At 44.2% G+C, this 21146-nt stretch carries 15 protein-coding genes and 2 pseudogenes; 10 read left to right on the top strand and 7 right to left on the bottom strand.

Going from position 1 to position 21146, the window contains the following annotated elements; genetic code table 11:
* Positions 1–48 precede the first annotated feature (48 nt).
* From QUA36_RS17780 to QUA36_RS17800, 5 genes and pseudogenes are all read right to left on the bottom strand, one after another.
* Positions 49–1081: pseudogene (locus tag QUA36_RS17780) on the bottom strand (IS630 family transposase).
* Between the two features lie 120 nt (positions 1082–1201).
* Entirely contained in the window at positions 1202–2209 is a 1008-nt protein-coding gene (locus QUA36_RS17785) for an ADP-ribosylglycohydrolase family protein (protein WP_333160432.1), read from the bottom strand.
* A gap of 229 nt (positions 2210–2438) precedes the next feature.
* Positions 2439–5273, bottom strand: coding sequence for a PAS domain S-box protein (locus QUA36_RS17790; protein ID WP_333458574.1), 2835 nt, complete (start codon positions 5271–5273; stop codon positions 2439–2441).
* Between the two features lie 41 nt (positions 5274–5314).
* Positions 5315–6409 carry a BMP family protein gene (locus QUA36_RS17795; protein WP_333458575.1) on the bottom strand — a complete coding sequence of 365 codons (1095 nt, stop codon included), beginning with the start codon at positions 6407–6409 and terminating at the stop codon, positions 5315–5317.
* A 114-nt stretch (positions 6410–6523) separates the two neighbouring features.
* Complete coding sequence (locus tag QUA36_RS17800) at positions 6524–8698, bottom strand: glutamine synthetase III (RefSeq protein WP_333160438.1); 2175 nt, start codon at positions 8696–8698, stop codon at positions 6524–6526.
* Between the two features lie 909 nt (positions 8699–9607).
* Here QUA36_RS17800 and QUA36_RS17805 point away from each other — a divergent pair.
* The 10 genes and pseudogenes from QUA36_RS17805 (at position 9608) to QUA36_RS17845 (ending at position 20295) form a co-directional block, all read left to right on the top strand.
* Entirely contained in the window at positions 9608–9871 is a 264-nt protein-coding gene (locus QUA36_RS17805; protein ID WP_333458576.1) for an HNH endonuclease, read from the top strand.
* Between the two features lie 66 nt (positions 9872–9937).
* Positions 9938–10633, top strand: coding sequence for a hypothetical protein (locus tag QUA36_RS17810; protein ID WP_333458577.1), 696 nt, complete (start codon positions 9938–9940; stop codon positions 10631–10633).
* Positions 10630–11391 carry a DUF1822 family protein gene (locus QUA36_RS17815; RefSeq protein WP_333458578.1) on the top strand — a complete coding sequence of 254 codons (762 nt, stop codon included), beginning with the start codon at positions 10630–10632 and terminating at the stop codon, positions 11389–11391. Before QUA36_RS17810 ends, QUA36_RS17815 begins: the two co-directional genes overlap by 4 nt.
* Positions 11392–11449: 58 nt before the next feature.
* Positions 11450–14563, top strand: a complete 3114-nt coding sequence (locus QUA36_RS17820; protein WP_333458579.1) for a CHAT domain-containing tetratricopeptide repeat protein — start codon at positions 11450–11452, stop codon at positions 14561–14563.
* A 395-nt stretch (positions 14564–14958) separates the two neighbouring features.
* On the top strand, positions 14959–15093 hold the full coding sequence (locus tag QUA36_RS31385) for a transposase family protein (protein WP_445300008.1): 135 nt from the start codon (positions 14959–14961) through the stop codon (positions 15091–15093).
* Between the two features lie 190 nt (positions 15094–15283).
* A pseudogene (locus QUA36_RS17825) lies at positions 15284–16006 on the top strand (IS1 family transposase).
* Positions 16007–16382: 376 nt separating this feature from the next.
* On the top strand, positions 16383–17846 hold the full coding sequence (locus QUA36_RS17830; protein ID WP_333458580.1) for a DUF1565 domain-containing protein: 1464 nt from the start codon (positions 16383–16385) through the stop codon (positions 17844–17846).
* A gap of 219 nt (positions 17847–18065) precedes the next feature.
* Positions 18066–18401, top strand: coding sequence for a photosystem II reaction center protein Psb28 (gene psb28, locus QUA36_RS17835; RefSeq protein WP_333160499.1), 336 nt, complete (start codon positions 18066–18068; stop codon positions 18399–18401).
* Positions 18402–18580: 179 nt separating this feature from the next.
* Positions 18581–19087: a MogA/MoaB family molybdenum cofactor biosynthesis protein gene (locus QUA36_RS17840; protein WP_333160501.1), complete on the top strand. Its 507-nt coding sequence runs from the start codon at positions 18581–18583 to the stop codon at positions 19085–19087.
* 266 nt (positions 19088–19353) lie between these two features.
* Positions 19354–20295, top strand: a complete 942-nt coding sequence (locus tag QUA36_RS17845; protein ID WP_333458581.1) for a methylated-DNA--[protein]-cysteine S-methyltransferase — start codon at positions 19354–19356, stop codon at positions 20293–20295.
* Positions 20296–20346: 51 nt separating this feature from the next.
* On the opposite strand, the gene QUA36_RS17850 is transcribed toward QUA36_RS17845, so the two are convergent.
* Together QUA36_RS17850 and QUA36_RS17855 are read right to left on the bottom strand one after the other, a co-directional pair.
* Positions 20347–20673 carry a DUF5615 family PIN-like protein gene (locus QUA36_RS17850; protein ID WP_333160505.1) on the bottom strand — a complete coding sequence of 109 codons (327 nt, stop codon included), beginning with the start codon at positions 20671–20673 and terminating at the stop codon, positions 20347–20349.
* Complete coding sequence (locus QUA36_RS17855; protein ID WP_190662860.1) at positions 20657–20881, bottom strand: DUF433 domain-containing protein; 225 nt, start codon at positions 20879–20881, stop codon at positions 20657–20659. The genes QUA36_RS17850 and QUA36_RS17855 overlap by 17 nt, the downstream gene beginning before the upstream one ends.
* Between the last annotated feature and the right edge of the window lie 265 nt (positions 20882–21146).

Raw genomic sequence — 21146 nt, forward strand, 5'->3', positions numbered from 1 at the left:
AGGATTTAACAAGCTCCTAAATTCACTTATCATGCTTTCCTACTTTTGTCAAGTTCTAATACTGTACCTACGCCCTAGAGATAAAGAATGTAAGATCCAAGACCATCCTGTGAGAAAACCAATGACATTATTTGTTAAAGATGATAAAATTTCCTGAACTTTTACGCGGAGTTCGTCAAGATTACTAAAGACTAACCAACCTAAAAATTCTTTGATGTATTCCCACACTCTTTCTGTTGGATTTACTTCAGGGCAATGAGGCGGCTGAAATAGTAAAATAATATTGTCTGGCAATTCAGATGTGCTTAAAAGATGACCGGGAGCATTATCGACTTGAATGATATGCAATTCATCTGGATATTGAAGCGACAATTGTTGCAAATATGCTTGAAAACAAACTCGATCTAAATGGGAAAACCCCCAAAAAAAACTTCTTCCAGTAGATGGGGATACGGCTGCGTAAAGCCAGAAACATTTAAATTTCCATTGATGTTTTCCTAGAGGTTTTACACCCCGTAGTGTTAGCCTTCGTCTCGCTCATTGTATGTAGTCCTAATCGAGTTTCATCACTACACCCAAAGAGAAATTTTTTGTATTTCTTTACTTGGTCAGGAGCTTTTTCTAGCAAGGCTTTGACTGGATGAGAAAGACTATTTTTGAATTCATTAATTGCCATTGGCTTTTGTTCAAGACTTCGAGGTCTTGGGGTTTTTAATTTACTTTTTAACTCCCATTTTACCAAGGAGTATACAGCTTGATAATTACTAGGTATCTCTTTGATTAACTATAGCCAAAGATGAACTTCTTTATAACTGGAAAATCCTTCGGGGTCTCTCAATTCTTGTTGTAACGAAGCCGCTACTTAAACTGAAAACTTTTTTGGTCTGCCAAAAATCTGCCGATTTTTTAACAAGTTTTCTATACCAGCCTCTTTATATTGAAAGAGCCAGCGATGAATTGTGGTTTCACTTTTACCCAAAATCGACGATACTTCTCGGACTGTTTCTACTTGTTTTGATTGAAATAAATAAAGCATTTGAACTTTATTATATGCTAAAATTATTTTTTGTTGTTTCCTCATCTATAGTAATACTTCTACAGATTCGGCAATCGTTATATGAGGACGGCCAGACATTTTAATGTTCTCCTTTACTTTTTATATAAGTCTATCATAACTTTATAAAAATGGTATTAGAAGCGGCTACAACTTGACTTTCAACTGATAACAAATGTCAGCGAGTTTAATCAGTTCGCCCAGACGCCAGCTACCCTGATCGTTCAAACATTCCGCTAGTTGATTCGGGATGGCTTCTAGACCCAGAAATGCCCCGCTGATGGCACAAGCCATTGCTGCGGTGGTATCCACATCGCCACCGACGGCGATGCTAGTGCAGAGAGTTTCCCAGTAATCTTGAGGCGTTCTCAAAAACGCATATAAACTCCACAAGACGCTACCGACTACAAAAGGGGAAATTCCTTGCCAAGAGTGCTCGTAGTTTAACGGGAGTCCAGCTTTAGAAATGAACTCTACGGCTGACTCTGGGGGCAATTTCACCCAATCATTCAAATCTTTGAGCAAAGCAGCAAAGGAAGGATCAACTTCTGCTACCCATTCGCTCAGTTGACAGAGAAATGGCTCAGTTTCAATCATCATGTCAGATTGAAGGACGATCGCCACAGCCCCCGCGATCGCCACAGCACCTGCAGAACACCGCGAATCTTGATGGGTGATGCGCCCTTGATCGCAAGCAGCTTGTACAAGCTGGGACGGGTCATCGTAGAATATTAAGCCGATCGGTGCAGCCCTCATAGCACTGCCATTACCAGCACTGGGAGCACGAGTACCAGCTTCTTGCCAAGCAACGCCCCGAATCAGGCGGTTTGCAGCTTCTTCTGTCGCTCGACCCCGCCCGACAATGCGCTGTTGAGCGAAAATGTCAGCAATACGGGCGGCGTAGTCGCTGGGATCGAATTCGCCACAAGCGACGTAGCTTTGGAGGAGTTCGCGGGCGAGTTGGGAGTCGTCGGTGTATTGACCAAAAGGAAAGCCGAAGCGATCGCGATCTTTGATTTTTTTGAGTCTAACTTCGTAGCTGACAAAGTTTTGGCAAACTTCCGGCGGATAGCCTTCTACTCTACAGCCTATAGCGTCGCCGAGACACTGACCGATCAGACAACCTCTAAATTGTTCGAGACGCGGTACTGTCATTTATCTAGCTTTAAGTAGGTCGATCTAATCTTATGTTAAATCCCCGACTTCTTAAAGCCTGCTGTGGAGAGTCAGAGCGCCCGCTGCTAGCATTAACTACTTGTCTACCTCCTTTTTTTCTTGAATTTGAGCTGACCACTTTTCTTTTATTTACACAAATCATTCAGACGCACTCTAGCAGTTTCCCAGCTACTTAAAAAACGCTATATATAGAGGAATGTGATAGCAGTTATTTACCAACAATTGCTACAGCACCGCTTTGCAAAACAGGAATTTCAATTCGGAACTCTGCTCCTTGATTGGGTTGAGAGAAGCACTGGAGTAAGCCACCGTGCTTATCAACTACAATTTGATAGCTGATGGATAGCCCTAATCCAGTTCCTTTACCAGTTGGTTTTGTGGTGAAGAAGGGATTGAACACCTGTTGTCTAACAGTTTCTGTCATCCCAGGCCCATTATCTTGAATTTGAATCACCACGTTTTTAGAACAACCGGGCCCAGTTTCGTTTGTGACTAGCTTAGTCCGAATAGTGATGCGACTGGGATTTGTTTGGATATCTTTTCGAGAACGCTGATTATCGTAGTTTTCTAAAGCATCGATCGCATTTGCCAGAATATTCATAAAGACTTGGTTCAACAATCCGGCATAGCACTCTACTCGCGGTAAGTCGCCGTACTCTTTGACAATTTCAATAGCAGGATGATCCGGATTTGCCTTCAGTCGATTTTGCAAAATCATCAATGTGCTGTCAATTCCCTCGTGGATATCAACTGGCTTCATTTCTGCCTCATCCAGCCGCGAGAAGTTTCGTAGCGACAGGACAATTTGACGAATGCGATCGGCTCCTACCTTCATTGAAGTCAGGATTTTGGGCAAATCTTCACTAATGTAGTCCAGATCGAACTCTTCAATTTTTTCCTGAATTTGGGCATTAGTTGGATAGGTTTGCTGGTAAAGCTGAATCAACTTTAGTAAATTTTGCGTGTAGTCGGCAGTATGGCTCAGGTTGCCATAGATAAAGCTGACTGGATTATTAATTTCGTGAGCAACACCAGCCACCAGTTGCCCCAAACCTGACATTTTCTCTGCCTGAAGGAGTTGTGCCTGAGTTTGCTGTAAGGTTTTGAGTGCAACCTCAGCTTCCTCTTTTGCTTGCCTTAACGCAGCTTCGGCCTGCGTGCGCTCAGTAATATCCAGTGTCAAGGATGCAACTCCAACAATCTTTCCAGCCTCCCCTACTAAAGGCGTATTGAACCATTCGCAAATAATGGTTTTGCCGTCTTTCGTAATATTTTCGTTGACGCTGTAGATTCCTCCAACCTGACTCAACAACTCGTTCATAACTCGATCGACTACCTTCCTGGCAGACGCAGGCACAATTAATTCTGCTGCATGATGTCCGATCGCCTCTGTAGCCGTGTAACCATAAATCTTCTCTGCCGCTGGATTCCATGCCGTGACTTTAAAGTTTAAATCCCATTCCAAAACTGCCAGTGCACTTTGGCGGAATAGAAAAGATAGTCGCTGTTCCGACGCTTTGAGTTCTTCTTCTGCCTGTTTCCGTTGAGTAATGTCAATCCCTGTTTTGATGATGTACTCAATTTCACCTTGATTATCCAGTAAAGCAGTATCTGACCAGGCAATCAGTCTGAGTTGTTGATCTTTGCTCACCCAACTGCCTTCATACTGCTGGGGAAAATTACCAGATTGTAAAGACTCAAAAGTAGTTTTGGCTTCTCCAGCTAAGTCTGAGTTCGGGAACAAGTCCCAAATGTAGCGCCCTTTCACTTCACTAAACGAGTAATGAGTCGTTTGTTCGCAAGCTCGGTTAAAGCGAACTATTCGTCCCTGCGGGTCGAGCACAACTACCAGGGCACCTGCAATTTCAAGAATAGCGGAAACAAAATTGCGTTCCACTTCAACAGCTTTAATCAGTTCCTCTAACTGGGTTGCCATATTGTTAAAGGTGATCGCCAATGTCCCCAATTCGTTTTGGCTGTCGATGTTGACCCGTGCCTCTAATTGCCCCGCACTGAGTTCAGTAGCTGCCGTCGTTAAGTGCTGGAGGGGCACCACAATTTGCCGACGAATAAATAGATACCCAATGCCAACAGCGACGATCGTCACCAGCATCAATGAGCCTCCCATAACTGAGAGCATTTGGTAAACGGGAGCATACGCCTCAGCCGTTGGCAGTTCTACAACCACATTCCACTTGACGCTCCGAACTAAGGCACTAGCTCCCAATACTTTTACCTGCTTTAGACCTTGATAAACGTTAAGGCGTTTAGTATCTTCGGATGCTTTCAAGAATTGAAAAAACGGACGCTTAGAAATATCTTCAAGTTGAAACGTTTCTGGCTTACGAGCCTTTTGAGCAATGAGAAAATTACGCTCATCAACTACATAAACATAACCCGTCTTGCCCACCTCCGTTTGGGAAACAACAAACCAGAGAAAGTTGAGATTTACCTGCGCTAATAGCACCCCATCCACCTCATCTCGCTCATTCCGAATCGGAACCGCCAGAATGGTGGTTAGTTGGTTGGTTTGAGGATTAATTTCTACAGGATTCACATAATCTTCATGTTGTTTAAAGGCACGAATAAACAGTGGCGAATTGGCTGGATTTTCTAACTTGAGCGGTTCGTAGGGTGAAACTGACGCAACAACTTTTCCCTTCCGGTTCAAAATGGCAACCGCTTCATAAGCATCATTATGACGAGTCAACCCTTCCAACAGGCTCTGCTGCGCTTGAGGTTGAAAGTTGGTGAGTCCTTTGACCCTAGCTAAATAGCTCAGTCTTTGTTTCAAGCCATCTAGATAATTATCAATCTGCCCTCGTGCTGTCTGACTACGCTCTTCTTGGAGCGATCGCGATTGCTGGATCTGCGCCTGAAAGCTGAGGTAGATCAGCAAGCCACCAGTGGGCAGTAAGCTCAGGAGAACCAAAAATATCAAACCATAGCGGAGCTGATTTGCAATAGATAAGAAGCGTTGCCAGGGATGAGAACGGGAGCTTCTGGCAATCGGCAGAGCGCGATCGTTGCGTTGATTTTGCATCGGACTTAGGATCAATATTGGTACATCAATTAATGCGCGCACTAAGGAGAAACATCAATTTGGCCAGTCGTCACAGCATCTCGGATGGTCTTGAAAGTGTCCTCTTCCTGAGACGTGAGACTACCACGGAAAGGAGCAAAGTCGTAGATTTTCTCCTTGAGCCCAAACTTGTAAAGTTTTCCTTCCCAGCGACCTTGCTGGGTTAACACCGCCGCATTGAGCACCAGATTGGGAATGTCCTCCAGAACGCTAGTTAGGACTTTGCCGGGAGCCAGTTCGTACTGATCCTTGGCCCAACCAATCACAAGGACTCCTGGCTTTTGCGTAACGGCTTTTAGCGCGGCTAATCCTGCCTCATCCGCGTTGATTGTCAAAACATCTACTCCAGAGGCCACCATATCCGTTGCGACTTTGATGGCTTTTTCCGTATCAACCCAAGAATTGAGAAAAGCTGTCGAGGCTTGAACAGAGGGATTCGTTGCCTTCACTCCGCGCCTAAACAAGGCTTCTTCTTCTTTGTAAACCGGATAAGGTGCACCCACAATATAGCCAACTTTATTGCTTTTAGTCTTCATCGCAGCCAAAGCGCCTGTGAGGTACCCCACCTCACCCGATCGAAAGGCAACAGCCCCCAAATTTGTGTTATTCCCTGGATGCGTTGTAATCAGGGCAAATTTCGTTCGTGGAAATTCTTTAGCGACCTTTTCGGCAGCTTTGATATACCCACCACTGGCTGCAATTACCAGGTCATAGCCTGACTGAGCATATTTGCGAAGGGCAGCTTCACTATCTTCACCGTCAATGCCAGTAAAGTCTACCTGAGCATTAAATTTATCTTTGATTAGGTTTAACCCTTCAAAGCAGGCTTGAGCCCAACTGTTGTCGTCTTTGGGGCCTGTGACGACCAACGCCACTCTAAAGCTGCTAGAGGTACTTGCTTCAGGGGAAGAGTTTACGTTCGGAGTCGATCGACTGCAACTGATCGCAAAAACCAGAGCTAGAGCAGCCAGAGTCATTTGTTTCAAGAAAGATTGAATTCGCATAATAGCTTTTCGCAGCAATATTAGTTTTTCTACGCCGATAAATTTGTTGAAGCGTATCTCAACAATCTTCACAACTCTTACTGTAGCTGGCATTTAATGACTCTGGCCGATTCAGCGTACCACTCATTTAACCTCAAAAACAAGCAAGGACACGGCACTGCCGTGTCCTTACAAATCTAACCTGCAATTAACCGAATTTGTTTGCTATTACTTAACAAACAGCATTTCTTGATAAGTAGGCAGTGGCCACAAATCATCAGCCACTTCACCTTCCAGAGCATCCGCATACTGGCGAACCTCATCCATCAAAGGACGAATTGTTTGCGAAGCATATTGCATATGGTCTTCTGTCGAAGCAAAATCGTGCTTGCTCAAAGCAGCACTCAATTTGCTCGCAGTATCCATCATGGACTTAACCAGCACCGCTACTTTTTCGGCACTTTCCTTTTCCAGTTCAATCCCAATCTCTTTCAATTTAGAAATCGTGCCGGAAAGTTCAGCTAAATACCTCACGGCTGCGGGGTAAATAATGGTTTTTGCCATGCTTATTACCAGTTTTGCTTCGACTTCAATTGCCAGCAAATACTGCTCAGCATAAACGTCATAACGGCTTTCCAATTCAACGGGAGTCAGAACACCTGTCTTTTCAAACAAGTCTTCAATGTATCCTTCCTTCAACACTGGCAAAGCATCGGCAGTAGTCCGCAAGTTAGCTAAACCCCGTTCCTCAACGGCCATTTTGTGCCATTCTTCCGAATAGCCATTGCCGCCAAATACAACCGCACCGTGCTCGTCCATCACTTCTTTGAGAAGTGTTTGGATGGCAGCATTCAGTTCAGTTCCGTTAGCCAAATCGCTTTCTAATTTGTTAGCAATCCAGTCCAAAGAATCTGCAAGAATTGTATTCATCGCCACCAGCGGCCCGGAAACAGACTGACCGGAACCTACTGCACGGAATTCAAATCGGTTTCCAGTAAAGGCAAAGGGCGAAGTCCGGTTTCTGTCTCCAGCATCCTTCATGAAAGTAGGCAGTGTTTCTACACCTAAGTTCATAATTCCCCGACATTTAGAGTCCTTAACTTCTCCCCGGCTAATTTGCCCGAAGATATCTTCTAATTGCGAACCCAAATAGACAGAAATAATTGCTGGCGGAGCCTCATTTGCACCCAATCGGTGGTCGTTGCTGGCAGTCGCAACTACGGCGCGCAACAGCGGCCCGTATTTGTGAACTCCGCGAATCACAGCGCCGCAGAAAACTAGAAATTGTATGTTCGAGTGCGGTGTATCGCCTGGGTCTAATAAGTTCCCTTGGGTGGCATTGCCGACTGACCAGTTGACGTGTTTGCCGGAACCGTTAATGCCGGCGAAAGGCTTCTCGTGCAGCAAACACATAAAACCGTGTTTCTTCGCAGTGTTGCGAAGAATTGTCATGGTTAATTGTTGGTGGTCGCTGGCGACGTTTGCTGCTTCAAAAACTGGTGCAATTTCAAACTGACCGGGAGCTACTTCGTTGTGGCGGGTTTTGGCAGGAATTCCCAGCCGGTACATTCTTTCTTCTACTTCCTGCATGAAGACTTGAACGCGCTCTGGAATCGCTCCAAAATAGTGGTCGTCAAATTGCTGACCTTTGGCAGGAGGTTTGCCGAAAAGGGTGCGACCTGCTAGCATTAAATCGGGGCGGCTGGTGGTGAAATTGGCATCTACCAGGAAGTATTCTTGTTCGGAACCGCAACTGGAATTGACCGGAGCAATTTCGGTATTTCCTAATAGCTTTAACACTCTGGTTGCTGCTTTGTTCATTGCCGAAATGGAACGCAAAAGCGGCGTTTTTTTGTCTAAGGCTTCACCTGTCCAGGATATGAAAACAGTGGGAATGCACAATGTCATGCCGTTGTCTGTTTCCATGACATAAGCAGGGCTGGTGACATCCCAGGCTGTGTATCCACGAGCGGCGGCAGTGGAGCGAATGCCGCCGTTGGGGAATGAGGAGCCATCGGGTTCGCCTTGTACTAGAACTTTGCCTGCAAATTCTGAGATGACGGAACCGTCGCCTTGCACTGAGATGAAACCGTCGTGTTTTTCGGCGGTGCTGTTGGTTAGCGGGTAAAATACGTGGGCGTAGTACAGGGCTCCTTTGGAAATAGCCCAATCTTTCATTGCTGCTGCAACTACATCAGCTACGGAATCATCTAGTTTTTGGCCAGTTTGAATGGTGTTTTTTACTGATTTGAAAATGCTTTTGGGCAGACTTTCTTGCATCTTGCTCAGACTAAAAACGTCTGTTGCCCACATATCTTCTAGCCGCTTGGGAGGCCGGCATGGCATCAGTTTGCGGTTGACGATTTGAGAAATTGCTTGAACGCGCGATTCGTTTCCACTCATGGTTATTTTTATTGGGGTTGCAGGACGAGTAGTTGAGAAAAAATAGATGTTAGCAAAAGTCTAACGATTGACGAATATGTTGGATTAACCCAAGATTTTTGTCAAAGCTAACTTTTGGGAGAATGCCCTTTTTGGCAGGCTCTAAAAGATTGGAGGAGCGAGGCTCAATCACTTCGCCGTCCACCGGGCGTGACAATCCAGTGTGAGATGCGGTTGGATTTCGGTTATTAGCAAGAAAATAGATGACAAGAGCCTGTACTAATTTGAGTCAATATGATAGATGCCTGCGCTGCACAGATTTAGTAGCTAGTCTTCACCCTGGTCAGCTCAAAAATTTTGTGCAAATCAATTCCGATGAATTCAGGTCAAAACTACTTATGGTTTTTAACGGTTCGACGATCGATAAATCGCAGTCCAGCAAACAACGCACTCGTTTAGGGGTTTTGGAGAATTATGGAGAGTACACAATCTACACTTGGAGAGTTTAAACAATCATTAACCAAATAAATGTATTGTAGGCTACAGAATTTTATGTTTTTTTCCGAAGAGTCGATCGCACACAACCGCAGGATTTCAGTGTAACAGGATGCGGGGCGCTGAAACTGCGGGGCGATCGTACATTTACAGTCCTGGACGCAGGCACACTATATATAGTGTGGGAAGAAAGGGATCTCGCTTTTTCAAACTTTTGAGCAATGGTCATCAAATTAAAAATTTAACTTCTCACAACGTCACCGACTCTCTTATACAACAAGCGACAGACGTATAGCTGGGTATTTAAGTTCATTTCAATGTGATCAAAAGACTTAAGGCAAATGTTATCCCTCAGTTAGAAACTGCTGCGTAAATTTTTAGCAGGGAGCTGATACGTAAATGAACACGTAACAGCCGTGAGGCTCCGAAAGCTTTATGTCCCCAGCTTCAAGACGCAACAAGAGACGCCAACTTCTGGAACTGTACGGAAACCGCTGCCACTGGTGCAACAAGTCGATGCAGAAATCAGAAAGAACCATCGAACACTTACTCCCGAAAAGCCGAGGCGGGTCTAACGCACTCTCCAACCTGCGTTTAGCCTGCTTCAGTTGCAATAATTCCCGTGGAAATAGCCTCTTGCCTCCGGACGGCAAGAACTTACGCACACAAAGAGCTCAACCACATGAGAAAATAGCTTAGGATTTTCGCACGATCGCGAATTTTCATAGCTAATAAACAAACTAACTTGCTCCTCAAAAAAGTCGCATGGATGACCTAGATGGACGGTTAAGCGCTCTAATTGCAGAGGTGCGCCAACACCCAGCCCCAAGCAAAAAATGGCGAACAGCCATGAACAAGCTGTTATTGCAAATTCAACAACTACCAGGACTCAAAAAGTCATCTCATCCAAATTATCCTGAAGCCCTCAATCGTACTTTTGAATGGGTTAGTCGCGACATTGCTAAATTTGAGCCGCGATCACCTTCTGTTTCAAAAAGTTTGGTTAACTGGATTAACAGCTACCTGGGTTGGCGAATTAAAGATTTGTACTCTCCTGACAAAGATGCTCCAATTAGTTTAGATGCTCCGATTGCGGTAGATGCTGGGGAAACAACTCGGCTCGAACTATTACCCGATTTTACGCTCAGCGGGTTGGATGGCATGATTGAAAACGATCAGAAAGAAACTCTTCAGCGAATTGGGTGCGAATTAGAACTATATATCGAGCAAGATCCAGAAAGGAAGCTAAGAAATAGCTGCCCTGGTTCTAACCCGGAGTGCAACTGCCAATTCCTCAGCAAAAGAAGAGTGTTAAAAGACCCTCCTGACAAGTTTAAAGACTTAGCAAACGAGTTAAATGTCAAATACAACACTCTTAATTCTCACTGGAAGAGAAAATGCGAACCTTTGTTGCAAGAAATAGCCCGCACTCTAGGATATGAACAGGAATCACAACCATGAACATCGCACAAATACCTCTGTTAACAGTACCGCTAGAGTTAAAAGCTCACGAATTGGCTCGACAGTTGGCAGCAGTTCAAAGTACAGTCCAAAAAGGAAAACGAGTTTACTTGAATGCACTGGCTGTTTACGCAGTTCACAGCTATTTAAAATGGCTGCAAATTGAAACAAATTTGAATTCTTCCGATAGCTTCAATCCCGCAAAAACAGCGCTAGCTAATGTCGCTGACTTGCTAATTACTGGCATCGGTTCCTTAGAATGCCGCCCAGTTTTACCTGGTGAAACAACCATCTTCTTACCCGAAGAAGTAATAGAAAATCGGATTGGATATGTGGGAGTACAGTTTAGCGATCGCCTTGACTCCGTGCAACTATTGGGATTTGCTCCCAGCTTAGATAGCTCAAATCCACCGCAACAAATAGCAGTAGCAGAACTGATGCCGATCGACAATTTAATCGAACAGATTACTCGTTTAGAAGAAGCGATCGCCTTCTTAGAAACTGACGATCCAGTGGCGGTACAGGTGCGATCTACGATCCAAACTCAATCGCAGAGCAATATTGTTGCCCAATTAGAGCGTATTTATCGAACTTGCGAGGAGTACGAGTGGCGGTACGCAGCGGGAGAGATGTTAGCTGGGAGTACCGCAGGAGGGGAATTTACTCGTGAAAGTGCCGATCGCGCCGACACTGATTTAGAAGATTTAGCCGAAGCACTGCTGGAGAAGTTAGCAGAAATATGGAGGGATGCTGCGTAATTTTGGAGCGGATGGCTGATGTGTATATGTAGTATCCCCTTCGTAACCTGTAAAGAATATGGCAAAAGGATTCGGCCCGAAGAAAGCTCCCCCAGCGACAAAACGTCAGACAGCACAATGGGATTCCATCCAAGAGGAAACTCGCGATCGTTTAATTTTTCAGTTATTCAAAGCTCTTGACGAAAGTAAAAGAAATTTCCAAACGGTTGATCGATTGGCGGAAACAAACTCAGATAGACTCGACGCCGTTGACAGATTGGTGGAAACAAATGCAGCTCGAATAGACAAGCATTTTTTCAGGGGACTTCCAGAAGTTAACCTTGTGCTTGAAGCTAACCAAGATCGACTTGATGAACACTTTATTAAGGTGTTGCGATCTCGCTCGTCTGCCATACTATCTGAAGTGCCACCAGAAGATAAAAAAGCACTCGCTGCTAGCATTATAGTTTTAAGCCTGTGCATCCATGAATTTAAAAAAGGAAATCAAGCTAATAATTTAGAAATTGCGATCGCAGGTTATGAAATTGCTGCTACTGTCTTAACCCGCGAATCTAATCCAGAAATGTGGGCAGATTGTCAGATGTATTTTGGACGTGCTTATCATCACCGTTTTCAAGGAGATCGCGCCGAAAATCTAGAACGATCGATCGCCTGCTGCCAAAATGCTCTAAAAGTATTTACCCGCGAAGCCTCTCCAGGAAACTGGGCCGCAATTCAAAATATATTAGCTCTTGCCTATGACAACCGAATTCGCGGAGATCAATTAGAGAATGCAGAATTGGCAAGAACCGCTTGTTTTGCAGCAATGGAAGTTGACACCCGCGAAGCAAATCCGAAATCATGGGCTCAAGTCCAAAACAATTTGGGTATTATTTACTGCGATCGCATCTACGGCGACAAGGCGGAAAACTTGGAAAAAGCGATCGCTTGTTATCAAAACGCCCTGTTATTCCGCACCCGCGAAGAATCCCCGGAACTTTGGGCGCAAACTCACATGAATCTTGCCTCTGCTTACCGCCACCGACATCATGGAGATGCGGTAGAAAATATGGAAAAGGCGATCGCAGCTAACAAAGCAGCATTACAAGTTTATACTCAAGACGCTTTTCCCACAGATTGGGCTAGAGTGCAAACGAATGTGGGCAACGCTTACGTGCATCGACTTGAGGGCGATCGAAATGAGAATTTAGAAATGGCTATTGCCGCCCATCAAGCTGCTTTGAAAGTCTTTAACCCCGATATTTTTCCTAGAGAGTGGGCTATGACTCAAATGAATCTGGGTAAATGTTACTTGATGGTTGAATCACGCGAAAAAGCGATCGCATCTTATCGATCTGCTTTGAAAGTTTGCACGCCAACAGCTTTTCCATTTGAATGCTTTAACGCTGGAGAAACCCTTGGAAAAATAGCATTTGTAACGGAAGATTGGCAGTTAGCCATTGAGGGATACGGTATCGCGATTGAAGCCGTAGAAACCAGCCGTACTTGGGCAACTTCGGAATTGCGCCGCCAAGAAATTTTGTCAGAGGCGATCGATCTTTATGCAAACATCGTGCAAGCTTGCATCAATAACAAGCAGTTAGATAAAGCTGTTGAATATGTAGAGCGATCGCGCTCTAAACGCCTCGTAGACTTAATGGCAAGCAATGACCTCTATTCAAGTGCAGAAATTCCTGCTGAAATTCAACAGTATTTACAGGATTTTGAACGGCTACAGCAGCAAATTGACAAAGAACGAGGGCGCAATCAACCTAGCAACGACTTTGATAATAGCAAACTTGATAACAGCCGTGCAGCACTAGCAGCTTACAATCAAACAATAGCAGATCTGGAAGCTGAAAAACTCCTAATTTGGGAACAACTTCGTCGCTTAGATACGGTGCTTGCGGGTCAAATTCGAGTCAATCCTCTCAAATTCCCATCCATCCAGCAGCTTATCGACAAACCCACCACTGCAATTATTAGCTTTTACACCACTGTTAGCGACACCTTTATCTTCGTCGTGCGGCAAAACGAGATTACCCTGCAAAGTTGCGCTGATTTAGGATTTGAGACTTTGCACGGATGGATTTTCCAAAATTGGTTAGGACAATATGTTGAAGATAACAATTCTTGGAAAGAAGAGTTCGTTGGGATGTTAACTGAACTGGCACAACAGTTAAATTTAAACGATCTAATCTTATGGCATTTAGAAGGAATTTCGGAACTGATTATAGTTCCTCATTTTGCCCTTCACCAAATCCCCTTCGCTGCACTACCCATCGGAGACAACCGATATTTAGGAGACAAGTTTTTGATTCGTTACGCACCTAGTTGCCAAGTGCTAGAGTTCTGTCAGCAGCGCCCTTCCCCCGGCAATAACCTAAACTGTGGCACTATTGAAGATGCGACGGGCGACTTGCCTTGCGCCAGCTTTGAAGGAGAGCAACTGGCAGTTCTTTATAGTATCCCAGACAATCAACGCTTAAAAGGTCGCCGTCAAGCCACGGTTAGTAACTATCGAGAACTGGCGCAAACCGTCCAAATCCTCCACTCTAGCCACCACGCCCAGTCGCGCTTTGACAATCCCTTTGAATCGACATTAATTTTAGGAGATGGCTGCATTACTTTAGGTCAGCTAATGACTCCTGCATGGCGTCTTCCTCAGTTGTCGGATGTATTTCTTTCCTGCTGCGAAACAGGATTGGGATTGAGTGAAATTACTGGTGATATCCTCACTTTTTCAACTGCTTTTTTGTCGGCGGGAGCCAGAAGTGTTATCAGTACGCTTTGGGCTGTCGATGATTTAGCTACAGCACTTTTCTCGATATTTTACTATCAAGAGTGGCAGCAGGGAAAGAATCGCCCAGAAGCTATGAGACAAGCTCAAGTTAAGTTGCGAGAGCTTACGGGCAATACTTTAGCTGCTATTTATAAACCCCAACTCACAGAACTTTTGAAAGAGAAACTTAAAGAAACCGACGCGCTCCGCAAAAGCTCCCAGGCAGAACGAAAGGCTTGCTCCTCCGGTTCCTCAGACTATCAGCAATGGGATGAAGAATACAAAAAGTATGATAAGATTGGTAAACAAATTTATCTATCTCGCAATAATTTAGAGAAATATTGTCAAGAATTAAAGCCGTTCTCTCACCCTTTTTACTGGGCCGCTTTTACCTGCACTGGGATTCGGTAAAATTACATCACATTTAAATAGTAAACAAAATTTATCCCCGCGTCATTACAAAGTTGGTGCGAGAATTAATGGCTCTTCTAAGTTTATGGTGTAAAATAGATCAACCAATACAGTTAGAGTAATGAGATTTCATTTGGACTATTTATTAGACTTGCCTGGAGTCAAGGTTGAAACTTGCACTCAAATTGAAGGATAAATTTAGTTTAAACTGGGTGCTTTGGCTTCAAAAATAGTTTGTCTTCACTGTAATAATTATACAGAATAACTGCACCAAGATCGACCTATATTAGTCAGGGATTTATCATTTTTCGGTTGCGAGTGTATATTTACAAGTGCGTCGTCGGCAGTTTTATTGTACTAACTGTCAACGTTATGTTACAGAACAATTAAAGTTTGTGGACAAAAAAAGACGACATACTCAACGATACGAACAAAATATTGATGCGCGTGTTCAACAGTCGAGCATCTCACAAATTAGGCGAGAAGAAGGATTGAGTTATGACGAAGTTAAAGGTATTTTTAGTCGGTAGTAATAAATATGTAGTGAAGTTTAATTACAGTAATTGAATACATAGGATAATTTTATAAATGACACAATCAAATTTTGTGATTTTAATATTTATTGACGCGCTGGAATGTAGATTTAGTTACACTTATGCTATCAGAAGTAACTATTGCTGGAATTCTTGATATCTGCCAACATTAGTTGAGTCATGTAATATGCTATTTTTACGACCAGACTGCCATGATTGTGGTTCAAATCACATAGTTGAAAATGGTAGAATTCATGATAAAAAACCAAAATAAAAATGTCAAAGTTGCAGTTGCCAATTTGTCGGAAATCTCACAAAAAAAGTAATTAGATCACAAATAAAAGATTTAATAGAGCGACTTCTTTTAGAGAATATCTCTTTGGCTGCTATAGCTAGAAGCACGGGTGTTTCTCAAAAATGGTTACAGGATTACGTAAATAATAAATATGCCTCAATCGAACGCATAGTAAAGGTTAGACCTAAAAAAAAAGTCAGATTTAATATTGAATTTGATGAACTGTGGTCATTTGTAGATTACAAAGAAAATAAGCAATGGCTGTGGTTAGCAATGGATAGAGAAAGCAGAGAAATTATTGGTTTTTATATTGGCAATCGTAGCGAAGAACCAGCAAAACAATTCTGGAATTCTCTACCTACTGTATATCGACAATGCGCTGTTTGCTATACAGATTTTTGGCAGGCTTATGCTTGTATTTTTCCAAGCAAACGCCATCTGCCTGTTGGTAAAGACAGTGGAAAAAATAATCACATTGAAAGATTTAATAATACTTTGCGCCAACGTGTTTCTCGTCTCGTAAGAAAGACTCTTTGATTTTCTAAAAAGTTAGAAAACCATATGGGTGCTATTTGGTATTTTATTCATCATTACAACTATGTTTCGAGCCAATGAATATCTAATCACTACATATTTATCACTACCATAAATCTTCCAGGTGATTCGCGATCGCTTCATTTTCTACTTGGAGACGATTTTTTTTCTTTGCATGATCTCGGTTAATTCTTTTTTTGCTACTCATAACTGGTTCAACTATAGCTCAACTGCCTGCCAGATAGATGTTTCAGCCTATTTTACCTTTTTTTCTCTATCCCCTTGACAATTTGCACTTTTTCTTAACTTGTCACAAATGCTCCTGATGGGTGATGTTGCAGATATCGTGCAATTAAATAATCTTCGCAATCAAAGGTGAATATAGATCCGGGGTCAAGTTCCCAGACAATGGAAATTGCACAAAAGCTCGATCGCCAATTATCTCTTGGCCAAAAACATGACAACACTTTACGTCAACCCGCAAACAGGCAGCGATGCCGCAGTCGGCAGCCAATCAGCCCCCTTCAAAACTATAGCCCGCGCGATCATTGCCCGCGCTGCATCAGGAACTACGATTCAGTTAGCACCGGCAACTTATAGCGCTGCTAGTGGCGAAAAATTTCCCTTGGAAATTCCATCGGGAGTCAAAGTTATTGGCAATGAAGCTAACAAAGGTAGAGGCATTCTGATTCAAGGCAGCGGCAAATTTGTAAGTCCCACCGCTGCGGGCCAAAATATCACGATACTGCTAGCAACTAATTCCGAATTGCGGGGAGTAACTGTTACTAATCTCGATAGTCGCGGCACGGGAGTCTGGATTGAGTCAACTTCTCCGACTGTGGCTAACTGCACTTTCACACTTTGCAAGCGCGAAGGCGTTTTTGCCACGGGAACCGCTAATCCTGCGATTCTCGACAACATATTTGTGGCCAACTCTGCGGCTGGGGTGATTATGGCGGGAACTGCTAAGGGAGTAATACGGCGCAATATTTTTCAAAAGACGGGTTTCGGCATCTCTCTGCAAGCTCAGTCGGCTCCTTTGATTGCTGATAACCAAATTTTGGAAAATCGATCCGGTATAGTTTTAGCGGGAGAATCTCAGCCGATTTTACGCAATAATCGCATCGAAAAAAATACGGAAGACGGTTTGAATGCGGTGGATAAGTCGCTGCCAGATATGGGGAATGCTCAAGATTTGGGCGGCAATATCTTTCAGAATAACGGCGAATTTGACTTGCAAAATGCGACTGGGGTTAAGATTTTTGCGGGGGGAAATCAACTCAATTCTTCGCGGGTGAAAGGTTTATTTGATTTGGGCAATGTGACGCCAATTCCGACTCCTGGCGGGCTAAAGTTTAGCGACATCAGCACGCATTGGGCTAAGGATTTTATCGATCGCTTGGCAAAGATGAATATTGTTAACGGGTTTCCTAACGGCACTTTTCAACCTTACGAGATTGTAACTAGATCTCAGTATGCGGCTATGTTGGCGAAGGCGTTTGAATTGATGCCTCGCCGTGAGGCGACGGTTTTTAAGGATGTGGCGACGGATTTTTGGGCGCAAGGTGCGATCGACCAAGCTAATCGAGCTGGCTTTTTGGCTGGATATCCAGACAGCACGTTTCGCCCGGAGCAGAATTTGACTAGACTTCAGGCGATCGTTTCTTTGGTAAACGGCTTGCAGTTGGGCGGCGGCAACCCCAATTCTTTGAGCGTTTATGTCGATCGAGCTCAGATTCCCAGTTTTGCCACCGACGAGATAGCAACCGCCACAGAGCGCAAAATCGTGGTCAACTATCCCGCCCGCGAAAAGCTTTGCCCCGCCCACGACATCACCCGCGGCGAGATATCCGCCCTTATCTACCAAACTCTGGTAGCCACAAAGCGGGCCGAGCCAATTAACTCTCCCTACATCGTCTAAGGGAATTGGGAGACAAGGGATAGGAGAACTTGGGGTACAAAGAATCAACCCATCTCCCCTAGCCCTTGTCTGCGATTCCCTCACTCTCACACACTCTCACCCACTCTCACCCACTCTCGCCCACTCCCACTCTCCCAAGTCTTGATTTGCGAGTACCCGAATCGTTTTATGATTAAACATTAAGAAATTAAGCAATCCTTAAGGTTCGACTGTCAGATTATGGCTAAAATTCAATTTTCTCGGGGTATAGACGAAGATGCTGTGCCCGAAGTGCGCCTAACCCGTTCTAAAAGCGGAGAGCAAGGCACTGCCACGTTTATCTTTGAAAATCCCAAAGCTCTCAGCAGCACCAGTACCGAAGACATTACTGGAATGTACATGATCGACGAAGAAGGCGAACTCATCACTCGCGAGGTTAATGCTAAGTTCATCAACGGTCAGCCTGCAGGTTTGGAAGCTCTTTATATAATGAAAAGTTCCGCAGAATGGGATCGATTTATGCGTTTCATGGAACGCTACTCGGAAACAAACGGCTTAGGATTTAGCAAGGCATAATTGAGGGGGAATAGGGCATGGGGAATGGGGCATGGGGCATTGGTTATTGGTTATTAGTTATTTGATAATGAATAACTAACAACGAACAAATCACAACTAACTAATGACTTATTCCCTCTTCCCTTTTCCTGATTTCCTCTTCCTTATTGCTTCTTTCTTTTTTCTTAAACATCTGTTATATGACGCAAATTCCTCACCCCGATTTATCTAAAATAACCGTAAATTGCGCTATCATTACTGTTAGCGACACGCGCTCGGCTGAAACAGACAGTAGCGGCTTGTTAACTAAGAAGTTGCTAAAAGATGCGGGTCACTCTGTGGTAGCTTACACTGTTGTTAAAGATGATGCGGCCAAAATTGTATTGCAAATGCAGGCTTTTTCCCAGCGTGAAGATGTGGATGCAATCATTTTTAATGGCGGGACGGGCATCGCTCCCCGAGATACGACTTATGATGTGATGGAGAGTTTGCTCGACAGGATTTTACCGGGATTTGGGGAGATATTTCGGTTTTTGAGCTATCAAGAAATTGGTTCGAGGGCGATCGCCTCTCGCGCAGTTGCAGGCGTGTATCAAGGCAAGTTAGTCTTTTCTCTTCCCGGCTCTAGCAATGGTGTGAAACTAGCTGTGGAAAAGCTAATTTTACCAGAATTAGTTCACTTGGTGACGCAGTTGCGCGGAGGGTGATATCAATTCCGGTAACACCGGAATGATGGCGAGTGGGAGGTGATCCGTGGGGGAATGTGGAATTGCGCGACCTTGACTTTATCATTCCCATGCAACCGGAAACGATATGAGGTCGCTTTTTTCAATCTCTTCAATCTCTTCAAACTCTTCAATCTAAAATCTAAAATCTAAAATCGACTGATTGCATTCACCGCAAGAAACGGGTGGCTTTGAGCCGACTCTATGGCTAAAGTAAGGAAACATCAAAATTCCCTTGACTTAGATAGATGATTTCGATGCAGAATGCGAGTGTCTATGCTAGCGAAGATTATCACCGGATTGCTCGGGCGATCGCCTTTATGCGACAACACCACCTAAACCAGCCCAATCTGGCAACTGTGGCCCAGCACATAGGACTTAGTGAATATTATTTTCAACGGCTATTTACTCAATGGGCCGGCATTAGCCCCAAGCGGTTTTTGCAATATCTGACAGTTGAATATGCCAAGTCAAAAATCACTCAGACTAAAAGCCTTCTAGACCTAACATTGGACGTGAGACTATCGAGTCCCGGACGATTGCACGATTTATTTGTGAACTTGGAAGCAATGTCACCAGGGGAGTTCAAAGCAGGCGGAGCAGGTTTGCAAATTCGCTATGGTATTCATGATACCCCCTTTGGCACATCTCTAATTGCTACAACTGCCCGTGGTATTTGTAATCTTTATTTCTTGGATACAACAGACGAACAAACCGCCGAACAAAGACTGCGATTGACCTGGAAAAATGCTGAAATCATTCGTGATGAGCAAGCCACTCAATCATTGCGTGACCTGATTTTCAATTCAGAAACTCTCAGCGAGCAAAAACCACTAACGCTCTTGGTAAAAGGCACTAACTTTCAGATCCAAGTTTGGCGAGCACTTTTGCAATTGCCCTTTGGTGCGATCGCCACCTATCAAACTATAGCTCAAATGGTAGCTCGCCCAACTGCTGCTAGAGCTGTCGGAAATGCGATCGGTAAAAATCCGATCGGCTATCTAATTCCATGTCACCGAGTCATTCGAGAATCTGGAGAACTCGGTGGCTATTGCTGGGGAGTAGAGCGTAAAACAGTCATGTTAGGTTGGGAGGCTAGCCGTACAATCTGCAGAACCACCCTCGCAGGAATAGAGCGATCTAACGGTGTCAATCACCCGCAGCAGACTACCTCCGCTCCTAACACATAACATCTGTGCGATCGCGCGCGGGAGTTGTCGTGCTGCGTCGCCTAAAAACTTTTAAGAACCTCCGACTTCAATCACTTCCCCCGGAGTAATGATATTCAACACGTTACGAGCATCTGGTATTAGAGGAAGTAAATCAGGAAGTCTGTTGCTCGATGCTACAAGAACAATAACGGCGACTCCAGCTTGCTGCAAGTTTTGCTGATAGCGCAAATTTTGATCGGTGGTGAGCAGAATGGTGAAGCCCTCTTGACTCATAAGCCGCAGCAATTCACCGTTCTTTTTTCCTGACCATCCCATCTCAACAACTGTGCGTATCTCGTAATCAGCAAGTTCACGCTTTAAAGGTCGTGGGGCACATTCATCAAGCAGGATTCGCATAGGCTGTCAGCATTTCCTTTGCTAATTCAAGAGCTGCAATTGTCTGTTCCCGACTGACACTAGGGAAATGGTCTAGAAATACCTCTAATGAATCACCAGCCTCAAGATAATCAAGTAGGGTTCTCATTGGCACACGAGTCCCAACAAAAACAGGGGTTCCCCCCAGAATATCGGGGTCGCTATGAACAACACGGGATGTTAATGTCATAACAAATTCAGCCAACTGGCTACCAGCTTTTACAACAATTGTATCCCAAAGTCATTTGATTTTCGTGAGCAGAATGCCAAACAAATGATCGCTAGCATCCATTTCATCTAAAACTACAATTTTTAGCAGTTTAGGCTGGGAAGCTAGCCATACAATCTGCGATCTATCGGGATAGCATTACTATTTTTGCTACTGGCCTTCGCAATCGATCGCAGATAAATTGCAGGGTGCAAGGTCGATCGAAAACTTCGGAGTATGTCAAAAT

The sequence above is a fragment of the Microcoleus sp. Pol10D4 genome (genome assembly GCF_036701555.1).
GTDB lineage: Bacteria > Cyanobacteriota > Cyanobacteriia > Cyanobacteriales > Microcoleaceae > Microcoleus.